Raw genomic sequence first — 22,876 nt, forward strand, 5'->3', positions numbered from 1 at the left:
TGCCTCGCCCGCGCGGTAACGGGGCCTGAGAGATTCAAGGGAGGGACTTGCTCCTTCGGCGCCCCAGTCACAACGTGCCTGGGAACTCTCCCGCGCGGATTCAAGCGGCCGGTATGCAGTTGGCGGGCACATCATTGCACGCATCGTTCGCGCGCGGCAGGGGGACCTTCAGGTGGGGACACACAGTGTCCACGAGCGGGCACAGTGTGTTGTAGCAGGCTTGTTGCTGGAAGCGGACGGAAACGCGAGACGCCCCGTATTACCTTCTCTTTACACTCGACGGGGACGGGAACTCGTGAACCGCCCCAGGGGAGGACGATCACGGTGAACAGGACCACGGCCTACGCGACCACCGCGGGCCTCGCACTGCCCAAGCAGCCGACCGCCTCGGCCCGGGAGGCGTGCGGTCCGCTGCCGTTCCCCGTGGTCCGCGACCTGCGCGACCGGGCGGGCCGCAGCCCGCACGCCCTGCTCTTCGGCCCCCGCGACCTCGTCGTGATCACCGGTCTGCCCGGCAGCGGCAAGTCCACCCTCATGCGGCGCGCGGTCCGTGCCGGGCGCATCGACTCCCAGGACACCCGCGACCGCTGGGACACCCGCACCCCGGGCTGGCTGCCGTACGCGGTGTACCGCCCGCTCGTCCGGCTCGCCCACTACGCCGGGCTGCGCCGCGCCCTGCGCACCGGCGAGGGCGTCGTCGTCCATGACTGCGGCACGCAGGCCTGGGTGCGCGCCTGGCTGGCCCGCGAGGCCCGCCGCCGGGGCGGCAGTCTTCACATGCTGCTGCTCGACGTCACCGCCGAGCAGGCCCTGGCCGGCCAGCGCGAGCGGGGCCGCGGCGTCTCGCGGTACGCGTTCCTGCGCCACCGACGCGCCGCCGCCCGCCTGCTGCGCCGCTCCGAGCGCGGCGACCTGCCGCGCGGCTGCGGCGCCGCGATCCTCCTCGACCGGGCGGCGGCGAACACCTTGCGCAGAATCGGCTTCACGGGCTGACGCCACCGGCGGTGGGGAGGGCGGGTTAGCCTTCTCAGCCGGTAGCACTGGTACGGAGCAGGCGGTAGGCAGATGGACTTCCCGGGGGACTTTCCGGCGCAGACGCACCCGCATCCGCACGGCGGATGGCCCGGCAACGAGCTGGAGGAGGTGCTCTCGGCGTCCCTCGGCGTGCCCTCGGCCGGTGGCCGCATCGTCGAGGTGCTCGCCCGCAGCTTCGTCTGGGTGCCGCTGCCCAACGGCGGCGGCCCCGACAGCGGCCCCCTCGACCTGCCGGGCATGGAGATCGACGGCCAGGCCTACGTCCCGGTCTTCAGCTCCGAGGAGCAGTTCCGCCAGGTCGCCGGCTCCCACATGTCCTTCACCGTCGCCCCCGCCGTCGAGTTCGCCCGCGGCCTGCCCCCGCAGGCCGGCATCGTGGTGAACCCCGGCGGCGTGGTCGGCCTCCCGCTGCCGCCCGCGGCGGTCGCCGAACTGGGACGCGCCGGCCGCACCCCCCTGGACGGTCTCGCGAGCGGCGGCCGGGTCCGCCTCTTCGAGCCGGACTGGCAGGACGACCCGGTCGACTTCCTCACGGCGGCGTCCGCGGAGTTCGAGGCCGTCGGCGTCGTCACCACGGCCCGCCGCTGCCTGGCGGCGATCGAGACGGGGGAACCCGTGATGTTCGTGGGCGTCGAACTCTCCCAGTGGGAGGGCGACCTGCGCGCCGCCCCGCTGGACGCCCTCGGCCGCGCCCTGGGCCGGGTCCCGGTCAGGCGGCCGGTCAACCTGGTGCTGATGGACGTCGCCCAGGACCCGGTGGTCTCGTGGCTGCGGGACAGGGTCCGGCCGTTCTACCAACGGGCCGTGTAGGACCTCCCCGATGGGCAGCCGACCAGGAGCGCGGGCGGGCTTAAGCTAGGGCGCAAAACGAGGGCGTTGCACGAAGGGGCGGTAACAAGTGAGCGCGAGCGGCACCGCCGCGGCCGGCCAGGTCGAGCACATGCTGCGCCAGGTGACGCCGGGGCGCTACGACGCCTACGAAGCACTCCTGCGGGCCCTCGCGGCCCCCGGCTCCGGCCAGATCTGGATGCTGCTGTGGCACGGCCAGGCAGGCAGCCCCGACGCCCAGTACGGGAACATGGAGGTCGACGGCTACGGATACGCCCCCTGCGTCACCTCCGCCCAGGAGCTCTCGGCGAGCGGCTGGAACCGCTCGTACGAGGTGGTCGACGGCCTGGACGTGGCCCGCACCCTCTACCCCGACCAATACGGCCTCTGGCTGAACCCGCACGCCCCCGGCGGCGGCGTCGGCATCCCCTGGCTGGACCTGCGCCGCATCGCCACCGGCCTCGACCGCCAGCCCGCCGGACCCCTGCGGCTGTCCGAGCCCGGCATCCAGATCCCGCAGTTCTACGCCCTGCTGTCGCAGAACGCCCACCGCACCCCGGTCGTCCGCTCGCTGCGCCGCGCCTGGGTCCAGCCCGCGCTCGGGGCGCCGTACCTCGCCATCGGTCTCGAGGTGTACGACACCTCCCCGCCCGCCGTGGACTCGGTACGCGCGATGATGCAGCAGTCCATCGGCGCGGTCCCGGACGGCCTGCCGGTGTCGACGGTCGCGATGTCCGACGAGTTCGACCCGGTCGCGTTGTGGCTGCGTGCCAACGCCCGGCCCTTCTACGACCGTGAGGCCCACGCGGCCCCGGCCCCGTCCGTCGGCGGGTACGGGTATCCCCGGCCGCACTGAAAGGGAATTCGCGGACGTCCCACGAGCTGGGCGACGCGCTCAACCATGTGACCCGGACGGACACGAGGCTGTTCCGGTCCGGTTCGCATGACGTTCGGTGTCCGAAGCATCACGTCCGGATACCGGATTCCTGCAGCTTGCATCACGGTTACGCATCCTTTCGTGGTCAAGTCTGGCGACAGATCGGCAAAGCGTTGAAGACTCCCGCTCCAGGGGTGTTCACCCCTGTGCACGACGGATTGATACGGATCGAACATGCCGCTACAGCGGCAAGGGCGGGCCCGGCTACCGCCGGTCGAGAGGGGTCCCTGCTAGATGACGGCACCATTGCACGACCCGACCGTGGAGGCGGCCCCGAGTGCGGCTGAGGAAGCGGAGTTGGTCAGCAGCGACACGAAGGCCGTTCAGGGACGGTCCCTTGGGCGCATCGCCTGGGAGCGTCTCAAGCGGGACAAGCTCGCCCTGGTGGGCGGCATCGTGGTGCTCCTCCTCATCCTGGTCGCCGTACTCGCACCAGTGATCACCGGCCTCGTCGGGCAGGACCCGGAAGCCCATCACGAGGACCTGATCGACCCGCTGTTCGGCACTCCGATCGGCTCGTTCGGCGGCATCAGCGGTGACCATCTGCTCGGCGTTGAACCGGTCAGCGGCCGTGACATCTTCGCCCGAATCGTCTACGGCGCTCAGATCTCACTGCTTGTCGGATTCCTGTCCGCCGTGGTCGCAGTGGTCCTCGGCACCGTGCTGGGCATCCTCGCCGGCTTCTTCGGGGGCTGGGTCGACTCCGTCATCAGCCGGGTGATGGATGGTTTGCTGGCCTTCCCCCAACTGCTGTTCATCATCGCGCTGGTCTCCGTCATGCCGAACGAGATGCTGGGACTGAGCGGCACGGGCGTGCGCCTGTTCGTGATGATCCTGGTCATCGGCTTCTTCGGCTGGCCCTACATCGGACGAGTGGTGCGCGGTCAGACACTCTCGCTGCGTGAGCGCGAGTATGTCGAGGCGGCCCGGTCGCTGGGCGCCGGGCGGCTCTACATCCTCTTCAAGGAACTGCTGCCCAACCTGGTCGCGCCGATCATCGTCTACACGACGATGATGATCCCCACCAACATCCTCACCGAAGCGGCACTCAGCTTCCTGGGCGTGGGCGTCAAGCCGCCCACGGCCTCCTGGGGGCAGATGCTCTCGAACGCGATCGACTACTACGACTCGGATCCCATGTACATGGTGGTCCCCGGCGTTGCGATCTTCATCACCGTTCTTGCCTTCAACCTCTTCGGTGACGGCGTGCGTGACGCGCTGGACCCGAAGGGCTCCCGCTGAACTGCCGTACCCCAAGCGACCCGTGCCGTCAAGCACGTGGTCTCTCATCTAATCCGGAGGATCCGAGATCGTGACTACCCAACGCACCTCAGGGCGGCGCAAGCAGGCCATGGCCGCTGCCGCGGTGGTCGCCGCGCTGCTGACCACGGCGGCGTGCGGCGGCGGCGGCGACAACGGCGACGGCGGTTCCAAGAACGGCGCGGCCGGGTTCGATGCCGCCAACAACAAGATCGCCCAGGCCGACCAGGCCAAGAAGGGTGGCACGCTGAAGTTCGCGGGCGCCCAGGACGCCGACTCGTGGGACACCACGCGCGGCTACTACGGCTTCATGTGGAACTTCTCCCGCTACTACGCCCGCCAGCTCGTCACGAACAAGGCCGAGCCGGGGGCCGCCGGCGCCGAGCTCGCCCCGGACCTCGCCACCGGACTTGCCAAGGTGTCCGACGACGGCAAGACCTACACCTACACCCTCCGGGACAACGTGACCTGGGAGGACGGCAAGCCGATCACCTCCAAGGACATCAAGTACGGCATCGAGCGCGTCTGGGCACAGGACGTCCTGGCCGGCGGCCCGGTCTACCTGAAGGACGTTCTGGACCCGAAGGGCGAGTACCAGGGCCCCTACAAGGACAAGTCCCCGGACAAGCTCGGCCTGAAGGCGATCGAGACGCCGGACGACAAGACCATCGTCTTCAAGCTGCCGAAGGCCAACTCGGACTTCGAGGAGATGCTGGCCCTGGTCTCGGCCTCGCCGGTCCGCCAGGACAAGGACACCAAGTCCAAGTACGGCCTGCACCCGTTCTCCTCCGGCCCGTACAAGTTCGAGTCCTACGAGCCCGGCAAGTCCCTGAAGCTGGTCCGCAACGAGAACTGGAAGCAGGCCTCGGACCCCGTCCGCAAGGCCTACCCGGACGCGATCACGATCAACTTCTTCTCCAACGCCAATGACATGGACCAGCGCCTGATCAACGGCGACTACGACCTGGACATCAACCAGACCGGCATGTCGCCGCAGGGCCGCACCACCGCCCTGAAGCAGCACAAGGCCAACCTGGACAACCCGGTCTCGGGTTACATCCGCTACGCGGTCTTCCCCCAGAGCGTGAAGCCGTTCGACAACGAGCACTGCCGCAAGGCCGTGATCTACGGCGCCGACCACGTCTCCCTGCAGACCGCGCGCGGCGGCCCGATCGCCGGTGGCGACATCGGCACCAACATGCTGCCGCCGTCCGTCCCGGGTGCCGAGGGGCAGAAGTACGACCCGTACGAGCTCGCCGGCGCCAACAAGAAGGGCAACGTCGACAAGGCCAAGGAAGAGCTGAAGGCCTGCGGCAAGCCCACCGGCTTCAAGACCACCATCGCGGTCCGCAACAACAAGCCGGTCGAGGTGGCCACCGCGGAGTCCCTCCAGGCGTCCCTGAAGAAGGTCGGCATCCAGGCCGAGATCGACCAGTACGACGGCTCACAGACCAGCGGCATCATCGGCAGCCCCTCCAACGTGGAGAAGAAGGGCTACGGCATCATCATCATGGGCTGGGGTCCGGACTTCCCGACCGTCCAGGGCTTCGGTCTGCCGCTGTGGGACAGCAGCTACATCCTTGAGAGCGGCAACAACAACTACGCCCTGATCAAGGACAAGACGATCGACGGCCTGTTCGACGACTACGTCAACACGCTGGAGGACGGCGAGAAGACCAAGATCTCCGCGGAGATCAACCACAAGGTCATGGAGGGCGGCTACTACCTGCCCTTCGTCTTCGAGAAGTTCATCAACTGGCGCTCCAGCCGGCTGGCGAACGTCTACACGTCGGACGGTTACAGCGGCATGTACGACTTCGTCAACCTCGGCCTGAAGTCCTCGAAGTAACCGGCACACCCGCCGAACGGCACGAAAGGCAGGTGAAGGCCGGCGTCGTGATCGCGGGCCATCGGACAACCTCCGGTGGCCCGCGGTCCGCGGCGGGCCGAGAGCTGTGCTCGCTTACCTCATCAGGCGGCTGTTCGCCGCCGCAGTGATGCTTGTGGTCATCATGGTGGTGGTCTTCAGCATCTTCTTCCTCGTCCCCAAGTGGGTGGGCGTCGACATCGCCACGAGCTTCGTGGGCAAGCAGGCGGACCCGGCGGCGGTCGAGGCCGTCCGGACGAAGCTCGGGCTCGGCGAGCCGCTCTACGTCCAGGTGTGGGAGTTCTTCAAGGGCATCTTCGCGGGCCGTACCTACGCGGCCGGCGGGGACGTCACGCACTGCTCGGCGCCGTGCTTCGGCTACTCCTTCCGCAGTGAGCAGGCCATCTGGCCGGTACTGACCGACCGCTTCCCGGTGACCCTGGGTCTCGCGCTCGGAGCCGCGCTGCTGTGGCTGGTCTTCGGTGTCGCCGCCGGCGTGCTCTCCGCGCTCAAGCGGGGCACGTTGTGGGACCGCGGCGCGATGGTCGTCGCGCTGGGCGGTGTCTCCCTGCCCATCTACTTCACCGGTCTGCTGAGCCTGGCGATCTTCTCCTACGGGCTTGGCTGGATCGACGGACAGTTCGTGCCGCTGGAGGAAAGCTTCACCGGCTGGCTCGGTGGCATGATCCTGCCGTGGGTCACCCTCGCGTTCCTCTACGCGGCGATGTACGCCCGTATCACCCGCGCCACGATGCTGGAGATCCTCGGCGAGGACTACATCCGCACCGCGCGCGCAAAGGGCCTGCGTGAGCAGGTCGTCATCGGCAAGCACGCCATGCGCTCGACGATGACGCCCATCCTGACCATGCTCGGCATGGACCTCGGCGCCCTCATCGGCGGCGCGATCCTGACCGAGACCACGTTCAGCCTTCCCGGCCTTGGCCAGGCGGTGCTCAACGGCATCAAGACGCAGGACCTTCCCATCATCCTGGGCGTCACCCTGATCACCTCCCTCGCGGTGCTCCTGGCCAACCTCGTGGTGGACATCCTGTACGCCGTGATCGACCCCCGAGTGAGGCTCGCATGACCGAACTCAGCAAAACCGGAGCGGCCCTGGGCGAGCCCGCCACCGCTGCGGCCCCCACCGCCTTCCTCGAAGTGCGCGATCTGAAGGTGCATTTCCCGACCGACGACGGTCTGGTCAAGTCCGTCGACGGGCTCAGCTTCCAGCTGGAGAAGGGCAAGACCCTCGGCATCGTGGGCGAGTCGGGGTCCGGCAAGTCGGTGACGTCCCTCGGCATCATGGGCCTGCACACCGCCGGTCAGTACGGAAAGCGCAAGGCGCAGATCTCCGGTGAGATCTGGCTGAACGGCACCGAGTTGCTGTCCGCCCCCGCCGACCAGGTGCGCCGGATGCGGGGCCGTGAGATGTCGATGATCTTCCAGGATCCGCTGTCCGCGCTGCACCCGTATTACACGATCGGGCAGCAGATCGTGGAGGCGTACCGCATCCACCACGACGTCAACAAGAAGACCGCCAAGCGGCGCGCCGTGGAGATGCTCGACCGGGTCGGCATCCCGCAGCCCGACAAGCGGGTCGACAACTACCCGCACGAGTTCTCCGGCGGCATGCGCCAGCGCGCGATGATCGCCATGTCGCTGGTCAACAACCCCGAACTGCTCATCGCCGACGAGCCGACCACCGCTCTCGACGTGACGGTGCAGGCACAGATCCTGGACCTGATCCGCGATCTGCAGACGGAGTTCGGCTCCGCGGTCATCATCATCACGCACGACCTGGGCGTGGTCGCCGAGCTGGCCGACGATCTCCTGGTGATGTACGGCGGCCGCTGCGTCGAACGCGGGCCGGCCGAGAAGGTGTTCTACGAGCCTCGCCACCCCTACACCTGGGGCTTGCTCGGCTCCATGCCGCGCTTGGACCGCGAGCAGCAGGAGCGCCTCGTCCCGGTGAAGGGTTCCCCGCCCTCCCTGATCAACCTCCCGTCGGGATGCGCTTTCAACCCGCGTTGCCCGTACGCGGACATTCCTAAAGATGACGTCACCCGCACGGTCCGCCCGGAGCTGACCAACGTCGGCAGCCGGCACTGGGCCGCCTGCCACATGTCGCAGGAACAGCGGGAGCGCATCTGGACCGAAGAGATTGCGCCGAAGCTGTGAGCGAGGAAAAAGCAGTGACTGTCCCTGCGCAGAGCGACGGTGCCACGCTGTCCGCGGATGCCGCCCCTGGTGAGATCCTGCTGAAGGTGACCGGGCTGCAGAAGCACTTCCCGATCCGCAAGGGCCTGCTCAAGCGGCAGGCCGGGGCGGTACGGGCGGTCGACGGCATCGACTTCGAGGTACGGGCGGGTGAGACGCTCGGCGTCGTGGGTGAGTCGGGCTGCGGCAAGTCGACCATGGGTCGGCTGATCACCCGGCTGCTCGAACCGACCGCGGGCACGGTCGAGTTCGAGGGCAAGGACATCACGCACCTCGGTGTCGGCAGGATGCGCCCGCTGCGCCGTGATGTTCAGATGATCTTCCAGGACCCGTACTCGTCGTTGAACCCGCGCCACACCATCGGGACCATCGTGGGTGCTCCCTTCCGGCTGCAGGGCGTCACGCCCGAGGGCGGTGTCAAGCAGGAGGTCCAGCGCCTGCTGTCGGTGGTCGGTCTCAACCCCGAGCACTACAACCGCTACCCGCACGAGTTCTCCGGCGGGCAGCGCCAGCGCATCGGCATCGCCCGCGCGTTGGCCCTGCACCCCAAGCTGGTCGTGGCCGACGAACCGGTGTCCGCACTGGACGTGTCCATCCAGGCCCAGGTGGTGAACCTGCTGGACGACCTCCAGGAGGAGCTGGGGCTGACGTACGTGATCATCGCGCACGACCTGTCCGTCGTCCGGCACGTCTCGGACCGGATCGCCGTGATGTATCTGGGCAAGATCGTGGAACTCGCCGACCGGGACAAGCTGTATCGCTCACCGATGCACCCGTACACCAAAGCCCTGCTGTCGGCGGTGCCGATCCCGGACCCCGGCCGCAGGTCGGCCAAGAGCGAGCGCATCCTGCTCAAGGGCGACGTGCCCTCGCCGATCTCGCCGCCCACTGGCTGCCGCTTCCATACGCGGTGCTGGAAGGCGACAGAGATCTGCAGGACCACCGAGCCGCCGCTGCTCGAGCTGCGGCCTGGCCAGCAGGCAGCCTGTCACCACCCGGAGAACTTCGCGGACCAAGCCCCGCAGGACACGGTGCTGCTGACCGCCGCGAAGGAGGCCGCGGAGCTGGTGGCGGACGAGGTGCTGGCAGAGTCCGCGCAGACGAGCGCAGCCGTGGCCGCGGAGGTCGAGGCCGCCTCGCAGAAAGACGCGCCGGCTGAGACTCCCGCCAAGGAGACCGAAGACACGTAGACCACGCCGGGCCCTTGCCTTTCTTCGGAAGGTGAGGGCCCGCCGCTGGGTAAGAATGTCAGGGTGCTCCAGCAACTGTTCACCCCGTCCGTCCAGCACACCCTCGACCTGGTCGGCATCTTCGTCTTCGCGATCTCCGGCGCCCTGCTCGCCGTCCGCAAGAACTTCGACGTCTTCGGCATCGCCGTCCTCGCCGAGGCCACCGCGCTGGGCGGCGGACTGTTCCGGGACCTGATGATCGGCGCCGTACCGCCGGCCGCCTTCACGGACCTGGGGTATTTCCTGACGCCGCTGCTCGCCGCGCTCCTGGTCTTCTTCCTCCATCCGCACGTCGAGCGCATCCAGGCCGGCGTGAACGTCTTCGACGCGGCCGGCCTCGGCCTCTTCTGTGTCGCGGGCACCACCAAGGCGTACGAGTACGGACTCGGTCTGCACGCCTCCGCGGCCCTCGGCCTCGCCACCGCGGTCGGCGGCGGCGTCCTGCGCGACGTCCTCGCCAACGAGGTACCGTCGCTGCTGCGCTGGGACCGCGATCTGTACGCCGTCCCCGCGATCGTGGGCGCGATCATGGTCGCCCTGTGCATCCGCTACGACGCCCTGAACCCGCTGACCAGCACGCTCGCCGCCGCCACCGCCTTCGTGCTGCGGCTGCTGGCGATGCGCTTCCACTGGCGGGCGCCCCGGGCGTGGAACCGGCGTTCCACGGTCCGCGAGGAGGAGCCACCGCCGCGCCCGGCGACCAAAGCTACCGCTTAGTAGTTTGCTGTTGTACCGTACCGCCATGGCTCAGGCATCCCAGGCGACCATCGGCAACAGCGAGTTCGACCGCGACACGGCCGCCACCCGGCGCTCCGAGGGCGTCTACGACATCGACCTCTCCGCGGGCTGGACCATCATCAGCGCCGTCAACGGTGGCTACCTGCTGGCCGTCCTGGGCCGGGCGCTCGCCGACGCCCTGCCGCACCCGGACCCGTTCACGATCTCCGCGCACTACCTGACCGCGTCCCAGCCGGGCCCCGCGGTCGTCCGCACCGACGTCGTCCGCTCCGGCCGTACCCTCTCCACCGGCCAGGCCTCGCTCCTCCAGTACGACGAGCAGGGCCGCGAGGTCGAGCGGATCCGCGTCCTCGCCTCCTACGGCGACCTCGGCGCCCTCCCCGACGACGTCCGTACGACCGCGCGGCCGCCCGTGATCCCGCCGATGGAGCAGTGCTTCGGCCCCGAGGACGGGCCCGCCCCCGTCGACGGCAGCTCGGCGATCACCGAGCGGCTGATGCTCAAGCTCGACCCGGCCACCCTGGGCTGGGCGCTGGGCGCGCCGTCCGGCAAGGGGGAGATGCGGGCGTGGTTCGGCCTCAAGGACGGCCGGGACGCCGACCCCCTCTCGCTGCTGCTGGCCGTCGACGCCCTGCCGCCCACCGCCTTCGAGCTCGGCATCTCCGGCTGGGTGCCCACGGTCGAGCTGACCACCCACATCCGGTGCCGGCCGGCGCCGGGTCCGCTGCGGGTGTCCATCACCACGTGCAATCTGGCGGGCGGGTTCCTGGAGGAGGACGCCGAGGTCTGGGACAGCGCGGACCGGCTGGTGGCGCAGTCCCGGCAGCTGGCACGGGTGCGGCTGCGCTGACCGGGCCGCCCGCGCGGTGGCGAGGGCCGGTGGCGGGGCCGTCAGTCCTGCCAGTGCGCGCGGCCCCTGCTGATCAGCCGTAGCCGGCGGTTCGCCACCAGGGCGACCCGCTGCTGCTCCTCCTCGGAGCCGAGCGCCTCCAGGAAGAGCGACGCCGTGACCAGCATCTGGTCGACGTAGAGGCCCGCGAGCATCAGCAGATCGTCGTCGCTCCAGCCGCCGGACGCGCGGTCCTTGGCCAGTTCGGCCTTCACCTCCTCGGTGAACAGCGTCAGTTGCCTGCGGATGGCCTCCCGCACCGGCTGCACCCCGCCGTGTTGCTCCCGGGCGATGAAGCGGACGTGGGCGGGGTGCGCCCGCACGTGTCCGCGGATCAACTCCACCGCGCCCGTGATGCGTTCGTCGCTGTCGCCGGCCGTGGCCACGATCGTCCGGATCGTCGGGTGCAGGCTGCTCAGCGCCTCCTCGACCAGGGCCACGCCGAGATCGGCGGTGGAGCGGAAGTGCCGGTAGAAGGCGGTCGGGGCGACACCGACCGCGCGGGTGACCTCGCGCAGCCCCAGACTGCTCAGGCTCTGCTCCTCCAGCAGCTCCAACGCGGCGTCCACAAGCGCCTGCCGGGTCTTCTGCTTCTGGGCCTTCCGGATGCCGAGGGTGTGACTCATACCATGCAGTTAACAACTGTTCTCTGTAATTGGGAAGTCATGGGACGCGCTAGACTGGGAAGTCAGTGAACAAGTGTAACTACAAACGTTCACCGAAGCGGAGGGACTCGTCCCATGCTCTTCCTGGTCGCCGCACTTATGCTGCTCGGCGTGGTGATGGGCACCGTGGCCCACGCGCCGATCGGCTTCACCCTCGTCACGGCCGCCGTGATCGCCGCCTGGCTCGGCGTCTTCACGCTCCGCGAGCGTCACGGCCGCCGCCGGACCCCGACCCACTGACCGCCGGGAGCCCACCATGCATCTGACCGCACCGGCCGAGCGCCGCACCGGCATCCGTGACACCGACGGCATGGCCGTCGCGTCCTTCGTCCTCGGCCTCCTGGGCCTCCTCGTCCTCAACCTCTTCCTCGGCCCCATCGCCATCGCCCTGGCCGCCGTCGCCCTCCGGCGCGGCACCGAGCGCCGCTTCCGCGCCTACCTGGGCCTCGGCCTCGGCGTGGCGGACCTGGTGGTCCTGGCCGTTTTCATGCAGGCGGACAACTCCATCTCCTGGAGCTTCTGACACCGGGTACCCGAAACGTGGTCCCAGGGCGGGGCGCGTCGCCGCCGACGCCACGGCGCGGCAGGCGGCGCGCCGACACCGGCCACAACCCGGGCCCACCTCACCCGCGGCCCAGAGGCCGTCGCGCCGTAGAATCGGCGTCACCATGGCATACCTCGACCACGCCGCGACCACCCCGATGCTTCCGGAGGCGGCAGAGGCCCTGACCGCCCACCTGCGCAGTACGGGCAACGCCTCGTCCCTCCACGCATCCGGCCGCCAGGCCCGCCGCACCGTCGAGGAAGCCCGCGAGACCCTCGCGGAAGCCCTCGGCGCCCGTCCCAGCGAGGTGGTCTTCACCTCGGGCGGCACCGAGGCCGACAACCTCGCGGTCAAGGGCCTGTACTGGTCCCGCCGTGCCGCGGACCCGGCCCGCACCCGGGTCCTGTCCAGTCCCGTCGAGCACCACGCCGTCCTGGACGCCGTCCACTGGCTCGGCGAACACGAGGGCGCCACCGTCGAGTACCTCCCGGTCGACTCCCACGGCCGGGTCGCCCCCGAGGCGCTGCGCGAGGCCATCGCCCGCAACCCCGACGACGTCGCCCTCGTCACCGTCATGTGGGCCAACAACGAGATCGGGACCGTGCTGCCGGTCCGTGAACTCGCCGAGACCGCCGCCGAGTTCGGTGTGCCCATGCACTCCGACGCCGTGCAGGCCTTCGGTCAGCTCCCCGTCGACTTCGCCACCTCGGGCCTCGCCGCGATGACCGTCTCCGGCCACAAGATCGGCGGCCCGTACGGCATCGGCGCGCTGCTGCTGAGCCGTGAGTGCAGTCCCGTACCGGTCCTGCACGGCGGCGGTCAGGAGCGCCATGTCCGCTCCGGCACCCTCGACGTCCCCGCCATCGCCTCCTTCGCCGTCGCCGGCCGCCATGCCGCCGGGCACCGCGAGAAGTTCGCCCGCGAGGTCGGCGCCCTGCGCGACGACCTGATCGACGTGGTCCGCACGGCCGTGCCGGAGGCGATCCTCGGCGGCGACCCGGCCCACCGCCTCCCGGCCAACGCCCACTTCACGTTTCCCGGCTGCGAGGGCGACTCGTTGCTGCTGCTCCTGGACGCCCAGGGCATCGAGTGCTCGACCGGGTCCGCCTGCACCGCCGGTGTCGCCCAGCCCAGTCACGTCCTGCTCGCCACCGGCACCGATCCCGATCTGGCCCGCGGCACCCTGCGCTTCTCCCTCGGCCACACCTCCACGGCCGCCGACGTCGAGGCGGTCGCCAAGGTCATCGGGCCGGCGGTGGAGCGGGCGCGGGCGGCGGGGCTGACCTGAACCCGCGTCAGGCCGGTGTCGAGGCCGGGCCCGCCTGCCGTACGAGGCGCATGTACCGGTCCCAGTCCCAGTGCTCTCCGGGATCGGTGTGGTCCGTCCCCGGCACCTCGACGTGGCCGATGATGTGCTCGCGGTCGACGGGTATGCCGTAGCGCCTGCATATCCCGGCCGTGAGCCGGGCGGACGCCGTGTACATCGCGTCCGTGAAGTCCTGCGGGCGGTCCACGAAGCCGGCGTGCTCGATGCCGACGCTGCGTTCGTTGTAGCCGCGGTTGCCCGCGTGGTACGCCACGTCCAGCTCGCGGATCATCTGCGCGACGTGGCCGTCCTCACGGACGACGTAGTGCGACGCGGCGCCGTGCTCCGGATCCTGGAAGACCTTCACCGCGCTGTCGAAGCTGCCCTGGGTGACATGGACGATCACCATGTCGATCGTGTAGTCGGCCGGGCGGTCCGCCCGCCGCCAGTTCGCCGACGAGGCCGCCACCCAGCGCGCGCCCGTGTAGTCGACGGCCCCCTCCACCCGGGGCTTCTCCACCCCGGGGACCTGCCACCACAGCCGCGACAGCTCGTCGCGCGCCAGCACGGCACCCGTGCCCACCACGGCCGCGGCCCCGCCGATGATCAGCGCGCGCCGCCCGATCCGCGGGCCCGGGTCGCCCTTCGTCTGCTCCATGTGATCGAGAACGGATACTCGCGGTCCTCGGTTCCCGCGTCCCCGTACCCTGGAGGGGTTATGACTGACACCCCGCAGCCCTCCCGCCCGCTCCGCGTCCTCGCCGCCATGTCCGGCGGTGTCGACTCAGCCGTCGCCGCCGCCCGTGCGGCCGAGGCGGGACACGACGTGACCGGAGTCCATCTCGCGCTCTCCGCGAACCCGCAATCCTTCCGTACGGGCGCGCGGGGCTGCTGCACGATCGAGGACTCCCGCGACGCCCGCCGCGCGGCGGACGTCATCGGCATCCCCTTCTACGTCTGGGACCTCGCCGACCGCTTCCGCGAGGACGTCGTCGAGGACTTCGTCGCCGAGTACGAGGCCGGCCGCACGCCCAACCCCTGCCTGCGCTGCAACGAGAAGATCAAGTTCGCCGCGCTGCTGGACAAGGCCCTCGCCCTGGGCTTCGACGCGGTCTGCACAGGCCATTACGCGCAGGTCGTGACCCTGCCCGACGGCAGCCGCGAACTGCACCGCGCCTCCGACATGGCGAAGGACCAGTCGTACGTCCTCGGGGTGCTGGACGAGAAGCAGCTCGCGCACGCGATGTTCCCGCTCGGAGACACGCTCACCACGAAGGACGAGATCCGCGCCGAGGCCGAGCGCCGGGGCCTGGCGGTCGCCAGGAAGCCGGACTCCCACGACATCTGCTTCATCGCCGACGGCGACACCCAGGGGTTCCTGGCGGACCGCCTCGGCCGGGCCGAGGGCGACATCGTCGACGAGTCCGGCAGCAAGATCGGTACGCACGAGGGGGCCTACGGCTTCACGATCGGCCAGCGCAAGGGGCTCAGGATCGGCACCCCGGCGCCCGACGGCAAGCCGCGCTACGTCCTCGACATCTCCCCGGTCACCAACACGGTGACGGTGGGTCCCGCTTCCGCCCTGGACGTCGGCGGCCTCACCGCCGTCAAGCCCCGCTGGTGCGGCACCGCTCCCAGCGGCCCCGGCACCTACACCGCGCAGCTGCGCGCCCACGGAGGCGAGACCGAGGTCGTGGCCGAACTGCTCGACGGCGAGCTGCACGCGCGCTTCACCGAGCCGGTCCGGGGCGTGGCCCCGGGCCAGGCGATCGTGCTCTACGCCGGTACGCGCGTGGTCGGCTCGGCGACGATCGCCTCGACCACGCGCGTGACGGCGGGGGTGGCCTGAACCGGACGGTTCAGACCATCTCCACCTCGTAGAAGCAGAGGTGGTCCTTGATCGCGGCGACGTCCGGCTTCGGGTCAGGGTAGGCCCAGACCAGATCCGGCGCGTCGGGGAGCGACCAGTAGGACGCGGTGCCCTTGAAGGGGCAGTAGGTGTGCGTCTCGGAGGGTGTCAGCAGATCGAGCCTGACGTCCTGCGGCGGGATGTAGTAGCGCACGGGGGATCCCGTCTCCCGCAGGAGCAGCGGCCGGTCGCTCTCCGCCAGCACCTGCCCGTCGCGGACGACGCGCACGCGCTGCGTGCCCGGCTCGATGGTGATCGTGTGGCCTCGGGTGGCGTTCTGGGTCATGTAAGGACAGCACTCGCGGGGCGCCCGTTCTTCCCCCGTACGGTGGATCCATGAACATCTGCGTCTTCCTCTCCGCCGCCGACCTCGACGACCGCTACACCCGCCCCGCGCGCGAGTTCGCGAAGTTGCTGGGCAAGGGCGGGCACACCCTGGTGTGGGGCGGCTCGGACGTCGGCCTGATGAAGGTCGTCGCCGACGGCGTGCAGGAGGCGGGCGGACGCCTCGTGGGCGTCTCGGTGCAGTTCCTGGCGGCCAAGGCGCGCGAAGGCGTCGACGAGATGGTGATCGCCGGTGACCTCGCCGAGCGCAAGAAGCTGCTCCTGGAGAAGTCCGACGCCGTGGTGGTCATGGTGGGCGGCACCGGCACGCTGGACGAGGCCACCGAGATCCTGGAGCTGAAGAAGCACGGCCACACCGACAAGCCGGTGGTGCTGCTGAACACGGCGGGCTTCTACGACGGCCTGAAGGAGCAGTTCCGCCGCATGGAGGACGAGGGGTTCCTGCCCCGGCCGCTGACCGACCTGGTGTTCTTCGCGGAGGAGCCGGTGGGGGCGCTGGCCTACCTGGAGGAGAGCCAGGGCGTCGCCTGACGCCGCGGTGATGCGAGCATGGCGGGCATGGCTACTCATGTGATCACCGGGGCGGGTTCCGGCATCGGCGCGGCCGTGGCCCGCCGTCTGCACGCGCGCGGGGACGACCTCGTGCTGCACGCGCGCGACGCGGGCCGCGCCAAGGAGCTGGCCGCCGAGTTCCCCGGGGCGAGGACCCTCGTCGGCGACCTCTCCGACCCCGACAGGCTGAGCTGGGCGCTGTCCCACCAGACGCTGCCGGACCGGGTGGACTCCCTGCTGCACAGCGCCGGCGTGGTCGACCTGGGCCCGGTCGGCGACCTGACCCCCAAGACCTGGCGCCACCAGCTCAACGTCAACCTCGTCGCCCCCGCCGAACTCACCCGCCTCCTGTTGCCCCAACTGCGCGCCGCGCAGGGCCATGTGGTGTTCGTGAACTCGGGTGCGGGACTGAGCGCCCACGCCGACTGGTCCGCGTACGCGGCCTCCAAGCACGGCCTGAAGGCCCTCGCCGACTCCCTGCGCCACGAGGAGCACGCGAACGGCGTCCGCGTCACCTCGGTCTACCCCGGCCGCACGGCGAGCCCGATGCAGGCCAAGGTCCACCAGCAGGAGGGCAAGGAGTACGACCCCGCGAAGTGGATCGACCCCGAGTCCGTCGCCACGACCGTCCTGACGGCCCTGGACCTGCCGAGGGACGCGGAGGTGAACGACCTGACGGTGCGACCCGGGCGGTGAAAGTCGCGGCGGTCGTTCCGTAGGCTGCCCGGGTGAGCGAAAACAGCCAGTTCAGCTTCGGTGCCGCCACCGGGGTCGGCTCCCTGCCCGGTGGGGACGCCCGTGAGGCCGCCAAGACCGTCACCGGGTCCTTCGAGGACTTCCCCTTCCTGCCCGAGCTGCCCGCCCGGGGGCCCGGCGCCGACATGATCGGGCGCACCGCCGGGATGCTCGTCGAGCTGTACGCGCGCGTGGAGCCCAGCGGCTGGCGGCTCGGGGACCGGCCTGGGCGGGACACCAAACGGGCCTGGTCGTGGCTCGGCCAGGACCTGGACGCCCTGGAGGAGTTCACGCAGGGGTACGAGGGCCCGCTGAAGGTGCAGGCCGTCGGGCCCTGGACGCTCGCCACGGCACTGGAGCTGAGGAACGGCGAGGCGGTCCTCTCCGACCCCGGCGCCTGCCGCGACCTCGCCGCCTCCCTCACCGAGGGCCTGCGCCTGCATCTCGCCGAGATCCGCAGGCGCGTCCCCGGCGCCCACCCCGTGCTCCAGCTCGACGAGCCGTCCCTCACCGCCGTACTGCGCGGCCAGGTCCGCAGCGCCAGCGGCTACCGCACCCACCGCGCCGTCGACCGGCAGCTCGTCGAGGCCACCCTGCGCGACGTCGCCGGGGTGCAGGACGGCGGCCCGGTCGTGGTCCACTCCTGCGCCCCCGACGTGCCGTTCGCGCTGCTGCGCCGGGCCGGTGCCGCCGCCGTCTCCTTCGACTTCTCGCTGCTCACCGAGCGTGACGACGAGGCGATCGGCGAGGCCGTGGAGGGCGGCACGCGGCTGTTCACCGGTGTCGTGCCGAGCACGGACGGCCCATTGTCGGACCCTGCCGGTAGCGTCATGGGTGTCAGGACGCTCTGGCGCAGGCTGGGGCTGTCTCCAGGGCTTCTCGCGGAGGCGGTCACGGTCACGCCGACGTGCGGACTCGCGGGCGCTTCCCCCGCGTACGCGCGACAGGCCCTCGCCCACTGCGTCCAGGCGGCGAGATCCCTCGCGGACAACCCTGAGTAACGGGAGGACGATACGGTGGCCGGCGACAAGCAAGCGGAGTCCACAGCGGTACCCGCCGAGGCACGGGAGCGGCATGCGCGGCTCGCCGAGCAGGTCGAGGAGCACCGCTTCCGGTACTACGTGAAGGACGCTCCCGTCGTCAGTGACGCGGAGTTCGACCAGCTCCTGCGCACCCTGGAGGAGCTGGAGGACGAGTACCCGCAGCTGCGCACCCCGGACTCGCCGACCCAGAAGGTCGCCGGGTCCTACGCGACGGAGTTCACGGCGGTCGAGCACCGCGAGCGCATGCTCTCCCTCGACAACACCTTCAACGACGAGGAACTGGCGGCCTGGGCCGACCGCATCGCCCGCGAACTGGGCGAGCAGGACTACCACTTCCTGTGCGAGCTCAAGGTCGACGGCCTCGCCGTCAACCTCACCTACGAGCACGGCCGCCTCACGCGCGCGGCCACCCGCGGCGACGGCCGCACCGGCGAGGACATCACCCCCAACGTCCGGACCATCGCCGAGATCCCGGACCGGCTGGACGGCGACCGCGTCCCGGACCTGGTGGAGATCCGCGGCGAGGTCTACTTCCCGATGGAGAAGTTCGAGGAGCTGAACCGCCGGCTGGTGGAGGCCGGCGACAAGCCCTTCGCCAACCCGCGCAACGCGGCGGCCGGTTCGCTGCGGCAGAAGGACCCGCGCGTCACGGCCACCCGCCCGCTGCACATGGTGGTGCACGGCATCGGTGCCCTGGAGGGCTTCGAGGGCCTCACCCGCCTCTCCCAGGCCTACGACCTGCTGGGGCAGTGGGGCCTGCCCACCTCACGGCACAACAAGGTGGTCGACGACCTCGAAGGCGTACGGGAGTTCATCGCGTACTACGGCGAGAACCGCCACTCCGTGGAGCACGAGATCGACGGCGTGGTGGTCAAGCTCGACGAGATCCGTCTCCAGGGCCGCCTCGGCTCGACGGCCCGCGCCCCGCGCTGGGCGATCGCGTACAAGTACGCGCCGGAGGAGGTCAACACCAAGCTCGTCAACATCCGCGTCGGTGTGGGCCGCACCGGCCGCGTCACGCCGTACGCGCAGGTCGAGCCGGTGACAGTGGCGGGCTCGGAGGTGGAGTTCGCCACCCTGCACAACCAGGACGTGGTCAAGGCCAAGGGCGTCCTCATCGGCGACACGGTGGTGCTGCGCAAGGCCGGTGACGTCATCCCGGAGATCCTCGGCCCGGTCGTCGACCTGCGCGACGGCACCGAGCGCGAGTTCGTGATGCCCTCCGAGTGCCCCGAGTGCGGTACGGCGCTCCGGCCGATGAAGGAGGGCGACATCGACCTGCGCTGCCCGAACTCCCGTGCCTGCCCCGCACAACTGCGCGAACGGCTGTTCTACCTGGCGGGGCGCAAGGCGCTGGACATCGAGCACTTCGGCTATGTCGCCGCGGCCGCCCTCACCAAGCCCCTGGAGCCCGCCGAGCCGCCGCTCAAGGACGAGGGCGATCTGTTCGACCTCACGTTCGAGCAGTTGCTGCCCATCAAGGCGTACGTCCTCGACCAGGACAGCGGTCTGCCCAAGCGGGACCCCAAGACCGGCGAGGAGAAGATCGTCACGGTCTTCGCCAACCAGCAGGGCGAGCCGAAGAAGAACGCGCTCGCGATGCTGGAGAACATCGCGGCCGCCAAGGAGCGCCCGCTCGCCCGCGTGCTGACCGGTCTGTCGATCCGTCATGTCGGCCCGGTCGCGGCCGAGGCGCTGGCCCGTGAGTTCCGCTCCGTCGACCGCATCGAGCAGGCCACCGAGGAGGAGCTGGCCACCACCGACGGCGTCGGCCCGATCATCGCCGCCTCGCTCAAGGAGTGGTTCGCCGAGGACTGGCACCGCGAGATCATCCGGAAGTGGAAGGCCGCCGGTGTCCGCCTGGAGGAGGAGAGCACCGGCGAGGACGAGGGCCCCCGTCCCCTCGAAGGCCTCACGGTCGTCGTCACCGGAACGCTCGAACAGTTCACACGGGACGGCGCGAAGGAGGCGCTCCAGACCCGGGGCGCCAAGGTGACGGGTTCGGTTTCGAAGAAGACCTCGTTCGTCGTTGTGGGCGACAACCCCGGATCGAAATACGACAAGGCGATGCAGCTCAAGGTGCCTGTCCTGAACGAGGACGGGTTCAACGTCCTGCTGGAGCAAGGGCCTGAGGCTGCGTCGGAGGTGGCACTTCCGACCGGCGAGTAGCGGTTGAGGAACACCCGATCGGCGCATACCAGATGCATACGGGCGGCCGGGGCGCATTCGGGCAACCGTCGACGACCGCTGCCCGTGGAAGCCTTCTGCGGCCTACTGTTGAGGTGTGCACCTGCCGTGCCCAGCTGCGGTTGGGGCATTCCCTTGCTCCCGGTGAGTACGGGGAACGGTTTTCCCAACGCGGTGCCGTTGAGGGTCGTCGGGCATCGGGCCGCGTGGCGTGGGCACCGCCGGCTGTGAGAGGGACGGGAATGGAACCGACCGAGAGCGCCGCCCCGTACTCACGGCTGCGCCGGATGGCCGGCGCCTGGCGAGGGGGCCTCTGTTCGGCCTGGCGTGCGAGTGCCGCGGCGACGCGGGACCCGGGAGCCGGACAGCGCGTCGTGCTGGACGGGCACGGCGCCGCCGCCCTCACCGCCGGGCACGCCGCCGGACTGCCGGGGACCGACACCGAACGGCACCTGTCCTGGCCCGCGCTGCCCGCGGCGGTCGTCGCGGCGGCCGGGTTCGCCCTCGGCGCCGGGTTCCTGCGGGCGTTCACCGACCACCACGCGCTGTTCCCGTCCGGCACGGCCGGCTGGGCGCTGGCCGTGCTGACCGGCATCATCGTCGGCCACCTGGTCGCGCTCGGCCGCGCCCGCTGGTGGGGCGGCACCGGCTCCGGCGCCGCCCTCACCCTCGCCGTCCTGCTGCTGTACGGCTGGGTGCCCGCCGGGATGGTGAGCCTCACCGTCGTCGTGCTCGTCGGCATAGCCCGGCGCCACCGCTGGCGGCAGGGCGTGTTGCACGGCGCGGTGGACATCCTCGGCATCGGTGCCGGCGCCCTCCTGCTGGCCGCCTTCGGCCGGGTACCGTCCGTCGAGAACCCCTGGGACCCCGCCACCTGGAACCTCTACACCGCCACCGAGGTGGTCCTGGTCGCCACCGCCTACCTCGCGGTCTCCCGCACCCTGCTGTGGTACCTGCACGCCCCCCGCGCGGGCGGACTGCCCACGATCGCCCGCACCGCCCTGGTCCGGCACGGCCTGGTCGCCGTCGCGCTGCTCGGCATCGCGCCCCTGATCTGCGTGGTCGCCGTCGCCAAGCCGATCCTGCTGCCGCTGTTCGCCATCCCCCTCATCGCCCTCGACTCCACCCTGTGGATAGCCCGGGCCCGTGCGGAGGAGCAACTGCGCGATCCGCTCACCGGGCTGCCCAACCGCCAGTGGCTCCTGGAGCGCATCTGGACCGCGCTGGACGACGCCGAGCGGATCGACGCCCGCGCCGCCCTGATGCTGATAGACCTCGACCGGTTCCGATCGGTCAACGACACCCTCGGCCATCTCGCCGGTGACCGGCTGCTGCTGCAGACCGCCGACCGGCTGCGGCTGGCCCTGCCGCGCGGGGCGGAGGCCGCCCGGCTCGGCGGTGACGAGTTCGCCGTCTTACTGCCGGTCGCCGACTCCACGACGTCCGCGACCCGGATCGCCCGCGGCCTGGTCGCCGCGCTCAGCTCCCCTCTCGACCTCGACGGTCTCACCCTCGTGCTGGAGGCCAGCGCGGGCGTCGCCGTCTTCCCCGACCACGCTCTCGACGCCGAAGGCCTGCTGCGCCGCGCGGACGTGGCGATGTACCAGGCGAAGCGGGACCGCACGGGAGTGGAGGTGTACGAGTCCAAGCGGGACTCGAACACCCCGGACCGCCTCGGCCTCCTCGCCGACCTGCGCCGGGCGCTGGACGCCCACGAGGTCGAGGTGCACTACCAGCCCAAGGTGCGTTTCGACGGGCAGGTGGCCGGCCTGGAGGCGCTGGTGCGCTGGGTGCACCCGGAGCGCGGGCGGGTGCCGCCGGACGAGTTCATCGCGATCGCCGAGTCGTCCGGGCTGATGCCGCATCTCACGGAGTACGTGCTGGAGACGGCGCTCGCGCAGGTGGCGCAGTGGCGGTCGCAGGGTCTCTTCGTGCCGGTCGCGGTGAACGTGTCGCCGCGCGACGTGCACACCCCCGGTTTCGCGGGATCCGTCGCCGCCCGCCTCGCCCGGCACGGCGTCCCGGCGGGAGCGCTCCAACTGGAGATCACGGAGCACGTACTGCTGGAGGACCCGCAGCGGGCCGCCGACACCCTCGCGGGGCTGACCGGGCACGGCGTGAAGATGTCACTGGACGACTTCGGCACCGGGTACTCCTCGCTGGTGCATCTGCGCCGGCTGCCGGTCAGCGAACTGAAGATCGACCGGTCGTTCGTGGCCCGGCTGGCGATCGACACCGAGGACGCGGAGATCGTCCGGTGCACGGTCGACCTCGCGCACTCGCTCGGGCTGCTCGTCGTCGCCGAGGGCGTCGAGGACGACGAGACCTGGGAACGCCTGCGCGACCTGGGCTGTGACGCCGTACAGGGATGGCTGGTCGCGGCGGCGATGCCGCCGGAGGAGACCACGGCGTGGCTGCGGGCGCGGGGCTCGCGCGGGTGGCAGCGCCCGGCGGCGGCCCTGCCCGCGGCGGCCTCGGACGAGTAGCGGCGGCCGGCCCCGGGGGGCGGCCCCCCGGGGCCCCCCGGAAACCGTTTAAAACTGAACCCCCCCCCCCCCCAAGATTTGGGCCCCAACCCCCAAACACAACC

22 protein-coding genes and 1 riboswitch are annotated in these 22,876 nt (G+C 70.6%); of the genes, 19 read left to right on the forward strand and 3 right to left on the reverse strand.

The features are described 5' to 3' along the window. Positions 1–3: 3 nt before the first annotated feature. Positions 4–103, reverse strand: a riboswitch (glycine riboswitch). 221 nt (positions 104–324) lie between these two features. The 10 genes from ACFV6X_RS07065 to ACFV6X_RS07110 all read left to right on the forward strand — a co-directional run bounded on the left by ACFV6X_RS07065 (position 325) and on the right by ACFV6X_RS07110 (position 10,961). Further along, the gene (locus tag ACFV6X_RS07065; protein WP_385378815.1) at positions 325–993 is read left to right on the forward strand and encodes an AAA family ATPase; all 669 of its coding nucleotides are present in this window, start codon (positions 325–327) and stop codon (positions 991–993) included. Positions 994–1,065: 72 nt separating this feature from the next. Further along, positions 1,066–1,845, forward strand: a complete 780-nt coding sequence (locus ACFV6X_RS07070) for an enhanced serine sensitivity protein SseB (protein ID WP_385378818.1) — start codon at positions 1,066–1,068, stop codon at positions 1,843–1,845. 88 nt (positions 1,846–1,933) lie between these two features. Further along, positions 1,934–2,719, forward strand: coding sequence for an enhanced serine sensitivity protein SseB C-terminal domain-containing protein (locus tag ACFV6X_RS07075; protein WP_385378820.1), 786 nt, complete (start codon positions 1,934–1,936; stop codon positions 2,717–2,719). A 315-nt stretch (positions 2,720–3,034) separates the two neighbouring features. Further along, entirely contained in the window at positions 3,035–4,042 is a 1,008-nt protein-coding gene (locus tag ACFV6X_RS07080) for an ABC transporter permease (RefSeq protein WP_385378823.1), read from the forward strand. 70 nt (positions 4,043–4,112) lie between these two features. After that, positions 4,113–5,909 (forward strand): ABC transporter substrate-binding protein, encoded by a 1,797-nt coding sequence (locus ACFV6X_RS07085; RefSeq protein WP_385378826.1) that lies wholly within the window; start codon positions 4,113–4,115, stop codon positions 5,907–5,909. Positions 5,910–6,015: 106 nt separating this feature from the next. Continuing rightward, on the forward strand, positions 6,016–7,014 hold the full coding sequence (locus ACFV6X_RS07090) for an ABC transporter permease (protein WP_385378829.1): 999 nt from the start codon (positions 6,016–6,018) through the stop codon (positions 7,012–7,014). Next, the gene (locus tag ACFV6X_RS07095; RefSeq protein WP_385378832.1) at positions 7,011–8,105 is read left to right on the forward strand and encodes an ABC transporter ATP-binding protein; all 1,095 of its coding nucleotides are present in this window, start codon (positions 7,011–7,013) and stop codon (positions 8,103–8,105) included. The genes ACFV6X_RS07090 and ACFV6X_RS07095 overlap by 4 nt, the downstream gene beginning before the upstream one ends. Before the next feature lie 14 nt (positions 8,106–8,119). After that, complete coding sequence (locus ACFV6X_RS07100; RefSeq protein WP_385378835.1) at positions 8,120–9,334, forward strand: ABC transporter ATP-binding protein; 1,215 nt, start codon at positions 8,120–8,122, stop codon at positions 9,332–9,334. 63 nt (positions 9,335–9,397) lie between these two features. After that, positions 9,398–10,090 carry a trimeric intracellular cation channel family protein gene (locus tag ACFV6X_RS07105; protein WP_385378838.1) on the forward strand — a complete coding sequence of 231 codons (693 nt, stop codon included), beginning with the start codon at positions 9,398–9,400 and terminating at the stop codon, positions 10,088–10,090. A 25-nt stretch (positions 10,091–10,115) separates the two neighbouring features. Then, the gene (locus tag ACFV6X_RS07110) at positions 10,116–10,961 is read left to right on the forward strand and encodes a thioesterase family protein (protein WP_385378840.1); all 846 of its coding nucleotides are present in this window, start codon (positions 10,116–10,118) and stop codon (positions 10,959–10,961) included. A gap of 41 nt (positions 10,962–11,002) precedes the next feature. Here ACFV6X_RS07110 and ACFV6X_RS07115 read toward each other — a convergent pair whose 3' ends face one another. Next, positions 11,003–11,626, reverse strand: a complete 624-nt coding sequence (locus tag ACFV6X_RS07115) for a TetR family transcriptional regulator (protein WP_385378843.1) — start codon at positions 11,624–11,626, stop codon at positions 11,003–11,005. 114 nt (positions 11,627–11,740) lie between these two features. Between ACFV6X_RS07115 and ACFV6X_RS07120 the strand changes: the two genes are divergently transcribed. From ACFV6X_RS07120 to ACFV6X_RS07130, 3 genes are all read left to right on the forward strand, one after another. Next, a complete protein-coding gene (locus ACFV6X_RS07120; RefSeq protein ID WP_385378846.1) occupies positions 11,741–11,905 on the forward strand; it encodes a hypothetical protein in 165 nt (54 codons plus the stop codon). A gap of 16 nt (positions 11,906–11,921) precedes the next feature. Further along, a complete protein-coding gene (locus ACFV6X_RS07125) occupies positions 11,922–12,188 on the forward strand; it encodes a DUF4190 domain-containing protein (RefSeq protein ID WP_385378849.1) in 267 nt (88 codons plus the stop codon). A gap of 145 nt (positions 12,189–12,333) precedes the next feature. Next, positions 12,334–13,497 (forward strand): cysteine desulfurase family protein, encoded by a 1,164-nt coding sequence (locus ACFV6X_RS07130; RefSeq protein WP_385378852.1) that lies wholly within the window; start codon positions 12,334–12,336, stop codon positions 13,495–13,497. Positions 13,498–13,504: 7 nt separating this feature from the next. Here the strand turns inward: ACFV6X_RS07130 and ACFV6X_RS07135 are convergent, their stop codons facing one another. Further along, a complete protein-coding gene (locus tag ACFV6X_RS07135; protein WP_385378855.1) occupies positions 13,505–14,173 on the reverse strand; it encodes an N-acetylmuramoyl-L-alanine amidase in 669 nt (222 codons plus the stop codon). Positions 14,174–14,233: 60 nt separating this feature from the next. Here ACFV6X_RS07135 and mnmA point away from each other — a divergent pair, with 60 nt between their 5' ends. Then, the gene (gene mnmA / locus ACFV6X_RS07140) at positions 14,234–15,364 is read left to right on the forward strand and encodes a tRNA 2-thiouridine(34) synthase MnmA (RefSeq protein WP_385378858.1); all 1,131 of its coding nucleotides are present in this window, start codon (positions 14,234–14,236) and stop codon (positions 15,362–15,364) included. A gap of 10 nt (positions 15,365–15,374) precedes the next feature. On the opposite strand, the gene ACFV6X_RS07145 is transcribed toward mnmA, so the two are convergent. Next, positions 15,375–15,710: a DUF427 domain-containing protein gene (locus ACFV6X_RS07145; protein WP_385378861.1), complete on the reverse strand. Its 336-nt coding sequence runs from the start codon at positions 15,708–15,710 to the stop codon at positions 15,375–15,377. Positions 15,711–15,760: 50 nt separating this feature from the next. Here ACFV6X_RS07145 and ACFV6X_RS07150 point away from each other — a divergent pair, with 50 nt between their 5' ends. The 5 genes from ACFV6X_RS07150 (at position 15,761) to ACFV6X_RS07170 (ending at position 22,772) form a co-directional block, all read left to right on the forward strand. Next, on the forward strand, positions 15,761–16,300 hold the full coding sequence (locus tag ACFV6X_RS07150; RefSeq protein ID WP_385378864.1) for a TIGR00730 family Rossman fold protein: 540 nt from the start codon (positions 15,761–15,763) through the stop codon (positions 16,298–16,300). 18 nt (positions 16,301–16,318) lie between these two features. Further along, positions 16,319–17,017 (forward strand): SDR family oxidoreductase, encoded by a 699-nt coding sequence (locus ACFV6X_RS07155; RefSeq protein WP_385378867.1) that lies wholly within the window; start codon positions 16,319–16,321, stop codon positions 17,015–17,017. A 32-nt stretch (positions 17,018–17,049) separates the two neighbouring features. Continuing rightward, positions 17,050–18,057, forward strand: coding sequence for a methionine synthase (locus ACFV6X_RS07160; protein WP_385378869.1), 1,008 nt, complete (start codon positions 17,050–17,052; stop codon positions 18,055–18,057). 15 nt (positions 18,058–18,072) lie between these two features. Next, positions 18,073–20,268 carry an NAD-dependent DNA ligase LigA gene (ligA, locus tag ACFV6X_RS07165; RefSeq protein WP_385378872.1) on the forward strand — a complete coding sequence of 732 codons (2,196 nt, stop codon included), beginning with the start codon at positions 18,073–18,075 and terminating at the stop codon, positions 20,266–20,268. A 260-nt stretch (positions 20,269–20,528) separates the two neighbouring features. After that, positions 20,529–22,772, forward strand: coding sequence for a putative bifunctional diguanylate cyclase/phosphodiesterase (locus tag ACFV6X_RS07170; protein ID WP_385378875.1), 2,244 nt, complete (start codon positions 20,529–20,531; stop codon positions 22,770–22,772). Positions 22,773–22,876 lie beyond the last annotated feature (104 nt).

The organism is Streptomyces sp. NPDC059861 (assembly GCF_042731435.1).
Lineage (GTDB): Bacteria > Actinomycetota > Actinomycetes > Streptomycetales > Streptomycetaceae > Streptomyces.